The 14,388-nt window shown below is 30.6% G+C and carries 11 protein-coding genes and 1 tRNA gene; 5 read left to right on the top strand and 7 right to left on the bottom strand.

Annotation, left to right across the window (positions count from 1 at the left end):
* Positions 1 to 210 precede the first annotated feature (210 nt).
* A complete protein-coding gene (locus KFE69_07060; protein UTW43842.1) occupies positions 211 to 5,154 on the top strand; it encodes a hypothetical protein in 4,944 nt (1,647 codons plus the stop codon).
* A gap of 227 nt (positions 5,155 to 5,381) precedes the next feature.
* Here the strand turns inward: KFE69_07060 and KFE69_07065 are convergent, their stop codons facing one another.
* Both KFE69_07065 and KFE69_07070 read right to left on the bottom strand, forming a co-directional pair.
* Positions 5,382 to 6,209, bottom strand: coding sequence for an alpha/beta hydrolase (locus KFE69_07065; GenBank protein UTW43843.1), 828 nt, complete (start codon positions 6,207 to 6,209; stop codon positions 5,382 to 5,384).
* A 309-nt stretch (positions 6,210 to 6,518) separates the two neighbouring features.
* Positions 6,519 to 6,594 (bottom strand) — tRNA-Thr (locus KFE69_07070).
* Positions 6,595 to 6,782: 188 nt separating this feature from the next.
* On the opposite strand from KFE69_07070, the gene KFE69_07075 reads away from it, so the two are divergent.
* Positions 6,783 to 7,622, top strand: coding sequence for a glycoside hydrolase family 18 protein (locus tag KFE69_07075; GenBank protein ID UTW43844.1), 840 nt, complete (start codon positions 6,783 to 6,785; stop codon positions 7,620 to 7,622).
* Between the two features lie 18 nt (positions 7,623 to 7,640).
* Here the strand turns inward: KFE69_07075 and KFE69_07080 are convergent, their stop codons facing one another.
* Complete coding sequence (locus KFE69_07080) at positions 7,641 to 8,189, bottom strand: PadR family transcriptional regulator (protein UTW43845.1); 549 nt, start codon at positions 8,187 to 8,189, stop codon at positions 7,641 to 7,643.
* Positions 8,190 to 8,357: 168 nt separating this feature from the next.
* Between KFE69_07080 and KFE69_07085 the strand changes: the two genes are divergently transcribed.
* Together KFE69_07085 and KFE69_07090 are read left to right on the top strand one after the other, a co-directional pair.
* The gene (locus KFE69_07085) at positions 8,358 to 9,539 is read left to right on the top strand and encodes a multidrug effflux MFS transporter (GenBank protein ID UTW43846.1); all 1,182 of its coding nucleotides are present in this window, start codon (positions 8,358 to 8,360) and stop codon (positions 9,537 to 9,539) included.
* A gap of 39 nt (positions 9,540 to 9,578) precedes the next feature.
* A complete protein-coding gene (locus KFE69_07090) occupies positions 9,579 to 10,085 on the top strand; it encodes a hypothetical protein (GenBank protein ID UTW43847.1) in 507 nt (168 codons plus the stop codon).
* Here KFE69_07090 and KFE69_07095 read toward each other — a convergent pair whose 3' ends face one another.
* Positions 10,086 to 10,619, bottom strand: coding sequence for a histidine phosphatase family protein (locus KFE69_07095; GenBank protein ID UTW43848.1), 534 nt, complete (start codon positions 10,617 to 10,619; stop codon positions 10,086 to 10,088). It lies immediately after the preceding gene.
* Between the two features lie 129 nt (positions 10,620 to 10,748).
* On the opposite strand from KFE69_07095, the gene KFE69_07100 reads away from it, so the two are divergent.
* On the top strand, positions 10,749 to 11,891 hold the full coding sequence (locus KFE69_07100) for a GGDEF domain-containing protein (GenBank protein UTW43849.1): 1,143 nt from the start codon (positions 10,749 to 10,751) through the stop codon (positions 11,889 to 11,891).
* Positions 11,892 to 11,903: 12 nt separating this feature from the next.
* Here the strand turns inward: KFE69_07100 and KFE69_07105 are convergent, their stop codons facing one another.
* The 3 genes from KFE69_07105 to KFE69_07115 all read right to left on the bottom strand — a co-directional run bounded on the left by KFE69_07105 (position 11,904) and on the right by KFE69_07115 (position 14,249).
* A complete protein-coding gene (locus KFE69_07105; GenBank protein ID UTW43850.1) occupies positions 11,904 to 12,962 on the bottom strand; it encodes an EamA family transporter in 1,059 nt (352 codons plus the stop codon).
* A gap of 112 nt (positions 12,963 to 13,074) precedes the next feature.
* Positions 13,075 to 13,545 (bottom strand): hypothetical protein, encoded by a 471-nt coding sequence (locus KFE69_07110; GenBank protein UTW43851.1) that lies wholly within the window; start codon positions 13,543 to 13,545, stop codon positions 13,075 to 13,077.
* 236 nt (positions 13,546 to 13,781) lie between these two features.
* Positions 13,782 to 14,249: a hypothetical protein gene (locus tag KFE69_07115; protein UTW43852.1), complete on the bottom strand. Its 468-nt coding sequence runs from the start codon at positions 14,247 to 14,249 to the stop codon at positions 13,782 to 13,784.
* Positions 14,250 to 14,388: the final 139 nt, after the last annotated feature.

The raw sequence follows: 14,388 nt of genomic DNA on the forward strand, positions 1-14,388 counted from the left end.
ATTTAAATTTTAAGTTTTTATAACATAAAAATAACTATAAAATAAAGAGTTATGCTGTTATACAGAAAAATATAATTATTTTTGCTATAAAATGTTTGTCACATGTTTGATATGTGTGATTATAATAAATTCTAAAAAGTGTTTAAGAAAACTAAAACTTTGAAATAAAAGTCACTGTTATTAGGTTGTATAAAATAGGGGTTTGTTATTATGCCAATATTAGACGAATTAAAATTTATAAAAGCTGTTGAGTATGCTGATGAACATTATTTTTCCAAGCCATATGCAATTACACCGGTTGCAGATAGATGGTTTAATCAATTAGCAGTTATACGCTTTAAAAGTGGTAAAGTTATTCAAGTAAGTTCTGCAGATTATGTTGATATATTTGTTGAAGATAAAAAAATACCACAAGATCAAATTAGACTAGCTCGTAATTATTATTCAGAAAGAAAAAAGCTTAACCAAGCACTAAGTGATTTAAAAATAGAGAAAAAAAACTTAGAAATAAAAAACCAGGATCAAACTAACATTGATGAAAAAATTGTGCAAAAAACATCTGAATTAGAGCAGTTTGATGAAAATAAAAAAGAAGCCAAAGAATTATATAATTTAATCGTTGAAAAAGGCCGAAGTGCAATTGCAAAAGATGCTCTTGAAGAAAAATTTGGCGAAATTAATGAGATTATGTATAGACCAAATCATGGTTTAACACACTCTGTTAGAGCTGCCTATTATGTTACGGCCTTGCACGCCTTTCGTCAGAGTACTAAGCATCAATATAATTTAGATCATATACAAGTGCAAAAGCTTCAGCTAATGATGTTATTTAGCGTTGTTGGTAGAAAGGATGAAACTGGATTTGCTGATACGGGAAATAATATTACAGGAAATGAAACTTATGCAGGCTTTCGTACCGAATCAGGTAGGGCGTATTTGAAATATTGCCAAACTCATGCTATTGATCTGTATAATAATGATCGGGTTAAAATGTACCGTGATTCGATCATTGTTGAATTAATGGGGTATAGCTCAATTGGTGATGCTGTTAGACGAGGGAAAATTCCTGAAGTGTTAGTTGATTTTTTCCTATCTGAAAACCAGGATAAAAATAGAGATCAGGCAATTGAAGCAATTAAAAATAAAACTAGTCCCTACCATCTAGAAAAATTATATCCTACAGGATCACAGGAATGTTTAGAAGCCGATAAGATGCTCGCTATGATGAGAGATGCACATCAATTGGATTTAACACGTTGTTATGGGCTGTACCCAAATAAACTAGGCGCTTCTAACTCCATTGGAATTATTAATAGTTATTTATTTGATTCAGGTTTTTTTGATACAAAGGCTGGTGAACAATTAAGTGAAGAAAGTATCAATTTATTTTTTAAATTGATGCGTTATAACTTTGATTCATTTAAAGCAACAGGGCAATCTGCTGCATTTGATTTAATATCGATGGAGCTATTTGAAAAACACAAAGTCTTATTTCTACAAGCGCTACAAAACATATCAGATAGATTTCATAATATTACTCAGGAACAAAAAGAGGAACTTTTAGATGAAGCTTACAAATTTTATAAGGATAATAAAAAGGGGCTTATTTTAAAAGAAAATGCTTCTGAGGAAGAAGTTTTAACGCAATACAGACATGATAAACTGCTATCAGCTATAACAACCCATATTACTGGGCGATATGACACACTTGAAATGACTGAAGCAGTTGAAAAGGGTCAAGTACTGCTTGAGCCAGGTGTTTTATATATTAAGCCTGGAGAAAATAGCTTTAAATATATGACACTAGGTATGAATGCTCCTGTAGAAGTTCAAAAAACTGACTATAAATTGCTTGCTACAAAAGATATCTCAACTTATGAGAACATAGCTTCAGAGGAAGTGAAACCTTTAATTTTTGACATTGCAGCAAAAAGGGTAGATATTCTTATTAGTGAAAGGTTAAATTATAACAAGCAAACTTTAACTTTTCAAAATACACAGGCTAATGGTAAAACAGATCATCGAAGAAATGCAACTGAGGTTGTTGCAGCTTTAAGGGATGTTGCATTGCCATTTGATAGTGTTTATAAAGCATCTTTACCATTGGTTTCAGCAGTCTCGCAATTAAAATTAGAGAATCAAACACAGTTATTTTTCAAAACTGAAAGTGAAGCTGGTAAGTTTAAACTTACTTACGCTCGTCTTTATCCTGGATCTAAGTTTGAAGAAGAAAGTTTTAATGCAAGGAGGAAATTAACGATTGATTCAGATCATTTTAAACAAATCAAAGAAGGTAAGTTAGTTACTTTTGAGCGCGTGAGTGTTCCTAAGAAAATAACAAGGGATGATGATTTGGTAGATGAAAATGGTCGTCTAGAGTGTTTAAACTTGATTCAAGATAGTCAAGCTTTAGTTAGGCTTACTTCGACAACAGCACTTAATGGAGAAGCATTTCCTGATTACAAATACTTATTTAATGCATTGGAAAGGCCGTGGCAAGAACGTTATGTTCCAGGGTTTTCTAAGCTTGATGGTATAGATCAAGTTAATCGGGAGGTATATCACCATCCAGTAACACGTAAAATATATGAGCGGAAGTTAACTTTAAATACAACAGATATTCAATATCAATTGCCATTAACTCAACCTGAAAATTTTGAGGAAAAAAAAGATAGCTGGGCAATCAGAGAAAAACGTGATGCTGAAAAAAATACAATATATACAAAAAAGTTAGCACATAGTTTGCTACCACCTAATGGTATGATTAGTCCTTTTGGCGGCTTTACAAGTAAAGCAGCAATTTATTTTCCAATTGGTATTTTATCTGATATTAGACAGGTTGATTTAAAAGGTGAGCGTTATGTTTGGCCACAAAATATGGAGACTGTTCAAAAACGTTGGCTTCGTGGCTCCAATGCACAAACAAAAACAATTGCTGCTTTATTAGGGATGCAAGCAACTGAAGAAAATCATCAAGTTATATTTGCTCAAGGTCATCAACAAAGGCCTCAAGTAACTATTTTAGAAAACGAAAAAGTTTTAATTAACCAAGGAAATTATAAAAAACTTTTTGAAGCAATATTAAAGAAAGCAAAATTAATTGTCGATATACTTGATAACAAACACTATCATGCAGACGATCAGTTGCTTAATGATTTTAGATCAGCAGTCGGGCAACAAGCAGAGTTAATGATTGATATGATAATTCTTGCTGAACTTAAACGAATTGATAATGTTGAACCAACAATTGAAGAAATACATGACTTTAAGAAACAAATAGTACAAGGTAAATTCCCTAGTACTCTAAAGTTAATAGTTGAGCTTGAGAAATTTTACGGTGAATTAAGTCAAAGGTTTGAAAAAGCTTCACACCAAATGGTTGACAAGCATGCAGTTTCACTTGAAAAACTAGTCGAGATTCAAAAAAAGCACATACAGAAAAAAGAAGAAGAACAGAGTGTACCGTTAGGTAAACATAATGAGATACTTGCAAGTAATACAAAAAGTGCATTAAGGGCATTGTATGCGCCTTCTGATACGTTACTTTCTCGCTTAAATCTTGCCTATCATGCATTATTAATTAAAAATGAATATCAATATGATGTACCACTTTTAGTACTTAGCAAAGTTCAACAACCATATCACTATACAGAGGCTAAAATTAAACAAGACTTAAAAGATACAATTCACCATATTAAAAATTCAGACTTTCCTTTTGAGCAGGGAAAAGATGCATCATTACAAAAAGCGCTCTTATTAGATATATTTAAATTGGCTAAACCTGAGATAACTGATTTAAGTCAATTAGCACAAATTGATGGTCAAGATATAGACAGTACTATTAATATTATTTTGGATAAAATGGATTGTATTGGTAGCTTAAAGCGTGAAAAGCTACGGATGGATAAAATCCTTTGTCAAGAGAGTAATAATGCTGAAGAAAAAAGAGAACTTTTCTTGCGCTTAGCTTCTCTAGGGCATGCTAGTCTGCTCAATCATATGCTTGAGCATAAAGATTTCTCTGTAGAAGAAAAAGATTTAGAAGAAGCGATTAAACGTGCTGAATTAAATAAAAATAATGATGCTTTTGAATTGTTAGGCAGTTATAAAAACAATTTTGTTATTTGTGAAAAGATCAAATCGTCTTGTATTACGGCGCAACAAAACTTGGAAAATATCACACAATTGTTTGAACACAGTTTAGAGCTGCAACAAAAGGCATTGGAGTTAGAAACTGAATTAACTGATATTAAACGTGAACATTTTCAGGAAGTAAATAAAATATTTCTACTCGCAGATAAAACCTTATCGCAAGAGGAATTACTACAGTATAAAGTATCTCTAGAAAAGCTCAGTGATAAACTTAATGAAAAGTCACAGCAACTTGAGCAAAGAATGGATGTAATTTTACATGCAATAACAAAGCTAAAAAATGATGCAACTAATATGATACAGTACCAAGAATTACTTTTAGAGAGTGTAGAGGAGTTACCTAAACTACATGAATCCAAATGGGTTGATTTAAAAATAGCAAAATTGCATGAAATAACTAGTGAAGTTTCAAATATATTAAAAGACTGTGATAATAATTCACTCAGTTTACTAAATCTCGCAAATGTATTGAAATTAAGAGCAGATGAAGTTGGCCAAGTAGGTAAAGAAATGAATTTCCTAACACGCTTTATTGAGGAAAAAAGTCATCGGTTACTGTTTGGTGATTTATTAGCTGAAATATCAAGTACGCCTGATGACCTTAAAAAAAGACAAATTCTAACACAGAGAGCACAGGAATATAAAAAGATTAATGGTAAGTATATAAAAAATGATATTACACAGGTACTTGATGTTGCTTGTCAACGCATGAAGAAAACATTTGGGATGGAACTGGGACATAGTATTTCAGACACTGGGAACACAATGGTAAAATTACTTAAAAAATCAGCTGTTTACAAAGGACTTAAATTTCCTGATGAAAAGTATGGTTTTACAGCAATCAAAAGCAAAGGAGATTTGTTAAATTATATCAACCCTAATCAAGAGAAGACATATAAATCAAAAGATAAAATGCAAACACTTGCCCCTTTTATGCAGTTAGATCAGGAAAAGGTACACAAAGATAAATCTAACCTGATTAAAAATACAGTTTTTAAATGACTATATCATTGTGCACCGACATTCTTCTGAAGATTTATCGCTTAAAGAATTTTCTAATAGAGGGGTTTTAGGGGTATTATGTTGGCTAGGTGGTCTAATAACAAATGGGGTGTTGATATGATTAATTTGGCCAGTATTTCCTTATTTTCATTGACACCTATGACACTGAAACTGGCACAACCCATTGAAACATTATATGTTGAAATAAATTAAATTAGTAACTGGTTTTAATTTTGTAGATTTCTAGTATATTTATGTGTAATATTTTTGATTTTTTGTGGGTTATCAATCCAAGGAAAGTGACCACTATTAGAAATGCTCTGAATTTCAATATTTGAGCGCTGAAATGCTGGATGTTTTTTAAATAAATCTAAAGGAGTAATAGGGTCATTTTCACCAGCAAGAATCAGTGTTGGGATTTTATCTGGAACCCATTGATAATGATATATATTATCAAAATTCTCAGCAGACCAAGTAAAACTTCTACAGTTAAATGGAAGTTCTTTAAAAATAGATAAAGTTTTTTTGATGCTATTTTTTGGTAAGTAGTATGGCATAGTAGCTAGGGTAATTTGTTTTAACAAGTCATCTGATGGGTTAGCTTCAAACTCACTTAATAGTTGATGTATCTCATCTGTAAATTTGATATTTTCCATAAACTTTGAATACACATCTTGCCAGTTATGATCAGGTGCTGAATCGATTAAAATTAAACCACGTAATATATTTGCTAGGCCTTTAGTTGCTAGTGAGTACATACCACCAGTTGAATGAGCGACCAAAACAGTATTTTCTAATTGGTGTGCTGCTTCTAACAATGCCTTAGACCAATTGGCAAAATATTTTATATCATCATCTGTATTATTAGAGCCATCACCTGGCAAATCCAAATGCCATATTGTTCCGGGTAGTTCTAATAGATTAGTTAACTCTGATAAACTATCAGAACCTAAACCAGGTCCACCAGCTAAAAATAGCCAGTTATAAATGCCTTTTTGTGATTTAACTTTTTTTAAACGAGCTTTTGAAGCTGTATATAGGGTTGTATTACTCATATATATTTACCTTATTTACATCTTAATTCTAATTCACTAGAAAATTTTTTGGATTAGTTTCAAGGTTTGGAAGAATTTCATCATTTAAATTTCCTATTTTTTGAGTTGTTATTATATTATTAATTATGGAGGATAATATAATAGTTAATAATGAAAATTACTACCGTAGTTATACTGTAATAGTAGTGATGTATATAGTGTTCGTAATTTAAAATATCAGATAAATATTTAATTAACATGTGCTACCCAATTGTGGATAATACAGAGATGATTTTGCTGAAATAAATATATAACTTATTGATTTATAATTGGTGCCGACAAGAGGAGTTGAACCTCCGACCTACTGATTACGAATCAGTTGCTCTACCAACTGAGCTATGTCGGCATCTATTGTTTAAGTATTTCAGAAAAATAAAAAATTTCAAATGCAATAATACACATCGTAATCAATATTTAAACTAAAACAACACTAAATAATCAACTATCAAAAAAATTATTTAAATAATTGAAATTTAAATTAAATTAAGTAAAATTCTTTTATGGATTTATGACTAAAAAATTATGGATGATTAAATGAATAAGATAATAAAACTCTGTGCCATTGCTGCAACTTCTTTAACTTTAAATACAACTTATGCTGCAGAATTTAGCTTACCTCAAGCAAGTAGTTTTTATCCGATCTATAACTCAGGTAAAAATCAATATATACCACCGACAACGGATATGCCTTTTGATCAAATCAGTACTTTATATATTGCGTTTGCCCATGCTTACCCTCAAGGAAATGCTGCCGTTTTAGATTTTGAACATGGTCAAGATCAAGAACAGGCAAGATTAAAAGATTTAATACAAATAGCAAGAAAAATGAATCCAAATATAAAATTTATCATCTCACTAGGTTGGGGGTATCAGTTTAATGATTGGGGACATATTAATGATGATTATGAAAGTGGCGCAAATCAATTTCCAAATAGCGTTGTGCAATTTATTAGAGAAAATGATTTAGATGGTTTTGATATTGATGATGAGAGTGTAACTGGAATTTCCCAAGCAAATTTTGATGCGGTTGTTAAAAATATAAGAATAGCACTTAATAACGCCTCAGTTACAGATAATAAGGCATATTATTTTACAATCACACCAGCTTTTGGGTTGGCGAATGTAAACCGTAATAATAAAGATAATTTTGATATGATTAATGTGCAAAACTATGGCGGTAGTAGTGCGGGTTATTTTATTAATATTGGTGTAGATCCAAGTAAAATTTCAGTGGGTATTGACTCTGAAGGTTGTCATGCATATTTCCCAGATAACACAGGCTTAGCAGGTATATTTAACTGGACATTATCCGCAGATAGTAATTGTGGTGATTATAAATATACCCATCAAATTGCACACAAAGTAGGGTATTAAAATTTAAACCAACATGCGCTACATTGATTTAAAACGCTCAATAATTTCTTTGCACCATTTAATTTGCGCCTCTAAAATGAGATCACCATAGCGATAAGTAGCTTGAAGAAAAGGTTGATCAGCTCGGCCTTTATGTGTTTCATCAATATGCTCAAGTACACCATCTAATTTGTTTTTACGTTGGGTTAGTTTATCAAGATAGCTTTCAATATGATGAATCATTATTTTTAGATCAAGATGCTGACCAAGGCTTAATTTTAAAAGCCATTCATTACGCTGAAGGGGTAAATCAGTTGGCGGTGTGCTTAACCATTTAATTAACTCTTCTTTGCCTTTTGGCGTAATTTTATAAAGATAACGTTTTCTTGGACCCTCATTGTCTTCTTTCATATCAAGCATTTTATCGTTGTATAATTTTTTAAGTAATGGATATATTTGTGCATTACTTTCAGCCCAGTAAGATGCGGACATTTTTTCCATAATATGCTTTATATCGTACCCACTCATCCACTGGCGTTTACTTAAGCAGCCTAAAATTGCATATAACGATTTGTTTTCTCTTGCCATAGTTATCCTAAATAATTCAATATTTTTGAACTAGTCTTATTTTAAAGGCTATTTTAACAAACCTTTTCTCTTAATAAAAATAGATTGACATAATAGAGTTATTGGGATATTGTATGCATATGTATAAAATACATATAATAATTAAAATAATAAAGAGAAATTAATATTATGAAAAAAATTAGCTTATATATAATATTATCGGTGTGTATTCTAACACCTATGGCCAATGATATCTTTGTTGCATCAATGCCTGATATGGCAAAAATATTTCAAACAGATCATATTCAGTGGATTTTAAGTATATTTTTAGCTGGTCTTGCAATTCCTCAGTTAATTTGTGGTGCTTTATCTGATCAATATGGTAGAAAGCCAGTATTATTAGGTGGTTTAATCATTTTTACAGTTGCAAGTTTTGTTATTCCATTAACTAGCGAGTTTTCAGTTCTACTGACAGCACGTTTTTTTCAGGCAATTGGCGCTTGTTGTTTTATACCAAGTGTTTTTGCTATCTCTCGAGATACATATAATAAAGATCAGTTGGTTAAAGTCATTGGGATGGTGATGCTAGCAATTGGTATTTTTCCATTACTGAGTCCTGTCATTGGGGCTTGGTTAAACTATTTCTTTGGCTGGGAATCAAGTTTTTATTGGTTATTTACTTTCGGGGTTGTTTATTTATTTCTATCAATCATTTTATTTAAAGAAACACATACACAACGTAGCCCATTTAATTTGAAAAAATTAGTGAATAATTATATGAGTGTTTGCTCAATTAGGGAGTTTATAGGTTATTCATTAGTCAGTGCTTGTTCATATGCTATTTTATTTGCATTTATGGCTTCTGCTACATTAATTTATTTCCATGAGTATAATGTTAGTTCTGTTGTTGGTGGTAATTTAATTGCAGTTAATGGAATCAGTATCATACTTATGGGTATTGTCTCACCTAAAATAGCCATTAAAGTTGGTTTAAATCGTTGGTTATTCGTTGGTACATTATTTCTAACAATTGGTGGTTTATGTTTCTTATTGGGTAGTTTATGGTTTAATGAATCATTTTTAGTTGTAACTGTTTCTATGCTTATAACAACCATTGGTGTTGGTATTATTAGACCAATAGCTTCTGCCGGTGCAATGCAAGTAGTTGAAGCAAAAGTTTCTGGCTCAGCATCAGCATTATTTAACCTAGTCTCATTTTTAGGTGGTGCAGTATCAACGTGGGTTATGGGATTAATTCCAGATGTGACAACTTTTGATTTTTCAATAGTTAATATTATTCTAGGTGTGGTTGCTTGTATTTTTGTTTATAGCTTATTAGGTATTCATTCAAAAGTGAATATGACTAAATAATTTATTTTTTAAAATTTAATAATAAGAGGGGTGTTTTATATGAAAAAATCTAATCTAATAATAGATAGAAATTATCAAAAACTTGAAAGCCTTGGTATTTCTCTAGGAAAAGCAATTAATAAAAATCATAATATCAAAGGAATCATCGACCAGATTATATGCCTTAAATCTGATATTGAAGAGACTGTTTCAAATGCAGTTAGGTTAATCCAATTAGATGATAGGAATATAGTGGTTAATGATAGAGCTAAAATAAATTTATTAAATAATATTATGATTGACTGTTTTGTCAGAAGAGAGAATCAAAAAGCATTTGGTGAGTTTATTAGTGCAATTAATTCATGTGATAATAGATCTTTGAAAGAAGATATTTATAATAAAATAAATTCAAATCAACAGCTAAAAAAGATGTTGGATACTACTATATTTGGGAGAAATGTTGTGAAACAAGCTCCATCAATAGCTTACAATCAAACCCAGAATTTAAATTCTTATGGATATGATTCTGATTTGGATTCTGATGGTGATATATGTATAATTAATTAATTATCCCCACACACAGCTTGAAGATGGTTTAATATTTTCACGACTATATTTAATATCGCCAGTTTTAGGGTTAATAATCCAAATACTATCAAAGTTTTTACCTTTCCATTTTGGCGGGTTCTTTACACCAAATGCTTTAGCTAAGTTTTGAATTGCACTATGATCCCATACGATCAGTACGATACCAGTTTGTTGATTAACACTTTTAACAACATCATCATAAGCTGTACCAGAGTAACTGCTGTCAATATCAACACCATGGGCAATTGCATAAGGTGTTGCTGTTTGAAACATTCTCGCATGCTCAGTAACCCCATTGATTGGTTCTAATTTTGGCACATAAATTCTACTTGCTTTGCCAATGATTTCATACATAACTTGACTTAATTTTAATGCCCGATGAAATCCTTTACAGGTTAACTGATTACCTGTTTTGGGTTTTTCACCATGGCGAATAATATAAACAGAGGTAGGTTGTGCATAGAGGATGTTTGATAAAACGAGTAAAATGATTAATGTCGTTAATTTTTTCAATTGCTTGCTCTCCATTATAACGGTTTAATTATCTTAGGAAAAATTAAAGTAAAAGTGAACCAGGCTTATCGATGAAGTTTAGATATACTAAAATAAATATTAGTCATTTTGATAAACAAGGAGATTATTTTGAAGGCTTTTCAATGGAATAAAAATTTTGCAACACATATTACTACTGTTGACCAGCAACATAAAAAACTTTTTTTATTAGTAAATAAATTTAGTAATTTAATATCTGAAAATAATTTAGATATTAAAAATGTTCAAAAAGTTTATCAAGAATTGATTGATTATACGAAATATCACTTTCAAGAAGAAGAAAGGTTGATGAAAGAAACTGGAATTGATAAACGACATTTAGAACATCATATAAAAGAGCATCAAATCTTTACAGATTATATAGGAAATTTATCTATTAAACATGATAGCACCCATATAAGTAGTTTAAAAAATCTATTTAACTTTTTAGTAAATTGGCTAAGTTATCATGTATTAGGTATTGATCAAAGTATGGCTTATCAGGTACAAATGATTCAAACTGGCACTGATGCTAAAGAAGCATATGATAAGCAAAAGCACTCTAAAGATCCTGTTACTGAATTATTAATTAGTGCTTTAGAAAGTTTATTTAATGAAATATTTAAGCAAAATAGAGAGCTTCAAAAATTAAATACAAGTCTAGATGAAAAAGTAAAATTAAGAACCACTCAGTTAGAACAAGCAAATAAACATTTAGAGGAACTATCTTATACTGATACATTAACTCAGCTTGCGAATAGAAGGTATGCAATGCACGTATTAGCTGACTTTTGGGCTAAATCTAATGATATTAACTTTAAGTTAACTTGTTTGATGATTGATGTTGACTATTTTAAACAAATTAATGACACCTATGGTCATGATATTGGAGATATATACTTAAAAGAATTATCCATACGTCTAAAGTCAGTGCTTAGAAAAGATGATATTTTGTGTCGTTTTGGTGGTGATGAATTTTTTGTTATTTCACCTAATATTTCACTTGAAGATGGTATAAAGTTTGCAGAACGCTTAAGAAAAGTCATTAATGACTCAGAAATTAGATTAACTAACGATAAAATGTGGAAGACAAGTTTAAGTATTGGTATTGCAGAAAAAGAATCTGATATGCCACACTATGATGCACTAATTAAAATGGCAGATGAATCATTATATTTTGCAAAAAAATCAGGCAGAAATATGGTTAAATCAATACAGTATGAAGATACTATTCCTAATAAGAAGTGTGGTTAAAGTTAGTTTTTTTTATTCTTTATGTTTGTGTCTATGATGAATATCAGGATAGTGGGGGTGGCTGTGTGTTAGGCGCTCATGCTGATGTGGGTGGCTGTGCGGTTCTTTACCATCCCATGGAAAATCATGTTTATGTTGATGATGTTCATCATGGTAATGCTTATGATCATGAAATAATGGTTCATGGGTATGGGTGTGTTCGTGTTTTTCATTTAAGTGTAGCCAAACACCAAAACCCATAAAAATCGCAGCAATCCAAAAAAGAGCTGAAGTTGTTTCATGGAAGAAGACGATTGCAATTAAAGCACCAATAAAGGGGGCAGTTGAAAAGTAAGCGCCTGTTCTAGCTGTACCTAAACCTCGAAGTGCAACAACAAATAAGACAAGTGAAATACCATAACCTAAGAAGCCAATGATCATAATATAGCTAATATGAGTAGTTGATGGCAGAGTATATTGAAAAGACAGTGCAATTGAAATATTAACGATGCCTGCAACTAACCCTTTGATACCAGCAATAAATAGTGCATCGCCATTGGAAATATTACGCGTTAAATTATTATCAATTCCCCAACATAAGCAAGCACAGGCAATAGCAATTGAGCCAAATATACCGTCAAAAGAAAGTGACGTTGGCCAAGCAAGTACTAAACCGCCAATAACTATTAAAATCATGCCGAGAATAATCTTTTTATCAGTATGTTCTTTGAATATAATCCAAGCAAGTAATGCAGTTAATACAGCTTCAAGATTAAGTAGTAAAGAGGCCATTGCAGCAGATGTGTATAATAAGCCGATCATTAAAAGGGCAGGGCCTAGAATTCCGCCAAATATGATTGAGCCTATTAGCCATAACCAATCTTTTTTGATTAATCCAGTTGATTGCCATTTTAAATCTTTAATAATCCTAACAAGTAATAAGCCAATACCACTGCCAAAATAGAGCAATCCAGCTAATAAAATAGGATTAACTTGATTACTAAATAATTTTGCAAAAGGGGTACTAGCACCAAATAAAATAGCTGCAAATAATGCAGCAAAAACAGAAGGGGTAAGGTATTTTAATTTCATAAGCGGTCATATTTGAGTGTGAAAATATTTGCTTAAGACTGTAGCATGAAAAATTGCTAAATAGTAGGTGGTATTTTTGTTTTAAGTTCATAGCTCAAATATGGCGTTATTACTAATCTTTTTCTACTTCATTAATAGTTTGTTCAAAAGTAATATTTAAATTATTGGCTACATTAGAATATTGTTTATGTATTGCATAAATAAATTGCCTACAGATTGTATCAGGCTCTTTAGGTTCATAATTTCTGCCAACAATTCGCCTAGATTGAATATCTGTATTTAATGCCTTATTTAACGCTTTTGTAATTTCATGCATAAAACAACCATCTTGTTTTAGATCGTTCTTTAATACTCTAAGTAGTTTCTCAAGGCATTCTTCATGTGTAGCATCAGGGTGTTTTTGGGCATATTTCATTAGATTTCTAGCAATAGATTGATTGCTATGTAGTAAACTTGATTTATTACCAAATTCAGTTAAATAAGCACAACCTAAGTTATATAGATCTTGAGGTTTTAATTTATTTTTATTTATTTGAAGGTGAGTGTTATAAAAATTAATTTCATTATGTTGTGTGATTGGCATTGATTTATTCCTTATTATTTAAACTGTGCCAGATTTTATCAATAAAATAGTTTAAATAAACATTGATTATATTTTATTTATTGTAAAAATATCAACTGTATTGAGAGAAAAATAAATTAAAAATCAAATAAATAGAAAATATAGTATGGGATAAATTAATAGTCAAATAAAAATAGGTTACATAACTGTATATAAATTATTCAGAAATAAGATTAAATACTACTACAAGTTTTAGATCATAATAAATGATCAAATGTTGTATCAAGAAATGTTGCGTTTTCAGGGTATGATCTTTGATTAAACATAATAGGATCTACTTTTGTTTGCTTATTTAGCTCGCCTTTAAATTCTATTGCTATGTTATTAGGTAATTTATTTACTACAGTTTTACCAGCAATGTAGCAAGTTTGAATATTTGTATTCAAAACTTTATTTAAAAGTTCAGTTATCTTATTAAGCATCCAACCAGTATTAACATGACAAAGTGATTCAATTAATTTATTTGCACATTCAACATTTGAAGCATCTTGGTTTTTAGTTGCAAAATCAATTAAACTTTTAGCAACTGGTTGGTATTTATGCAGCATACCTGGATTTTCGCCAAACTTTTCAAGATATCTTTGACCAATTGCCTTTAAAATATCAGAATTTAATGATTTTAAATCACCTTGATTAACTTGTTTTTTTATATCACCAAACTTCATGCTTATAATCTTCCTTATATAAAATTTCTTATGGAGTATGTTATATAAATATCTGATTATTTAAAGTGTTTAAATATTTCATTGTTGATCTAGGTTTATATTTTTTAATAACATTAAGATTTACAATTATTTTATATGT

The organism is bacterium SCSIO 12844 (genome assembly GCA_024397935.1).
GTDB lineage: Bacteria > Pseudomonadota > Gammaproteobacteria > Francisellales > Francisellaceae > M0027.

What these genes read in the sequence shown, in the direction of transcription:
- KFE69_07105 (UTW43850.1), bottom strand. Translation starts at nt 12,962, where the DNA reads ATGAAATTAAAATACCTTACCCCTTCTGTTTTTGCTGCATTATTTGCA.
- KFE69_07090 (UTW43847.1), top strand. Translation starts at nt 9,579, where the DNA reads ATGAAAAAATCTAATCTAATAATAGATAGAAATTATCAAAAACTTGAA.
- KFE69_07115 (UTW43852.1), bottom strand. Translation starts at nt 14,249, where the DNA reads ATGAAGTTTGGTGATATAAAAAAACAAGTTAATCAAGGTGATTTAAAA.
- KFE69_07080 (UTW43845.1), bottom strand. Translation starts at nt 8,189, where the DNA reads ATGGCAAGAGAAAACAAATCGTTATATGCAATTTTAGGCTGCTTAAGT.
- KFE69_07060 (UTW43842.1), top strand. Translation starts at nt 211, where the DNA reads ATGCCAATATTAGACGAATTAAAATTTATAAAAGCTGTTGAGTATGCT.
- KFE69_07075 (UTW43844.1), top strand. Translation starts at nt 6,783, where the DNA reads ATGAATAAGATAATAAAACTCTGTGCCATTGCTGCAACTTCTTTAACT.
- KFE69_07085 (UTW43846.1), top strand. Translation starts at nt 8,358, where the DNA reads ATGAAAAAAATTAGCTTATATATAATATTATCGGTGTGTATTCTAACA.
- KFE69_07065 (UTW43843.1), bottom strand. Translation starts at nt 6,209, where the DNA reads ATGAGTAATACAACCCTATATACAGCTTCAAAAGCTCGTTTAAAAAAA.
- KFE69_07110 (UTW43851.1), bottom strand. Translation starts at nt 13,545, where the DNA reads ATGCCAATCACACAACATAATGAAATTAATTTTTATAACACTCACCTT.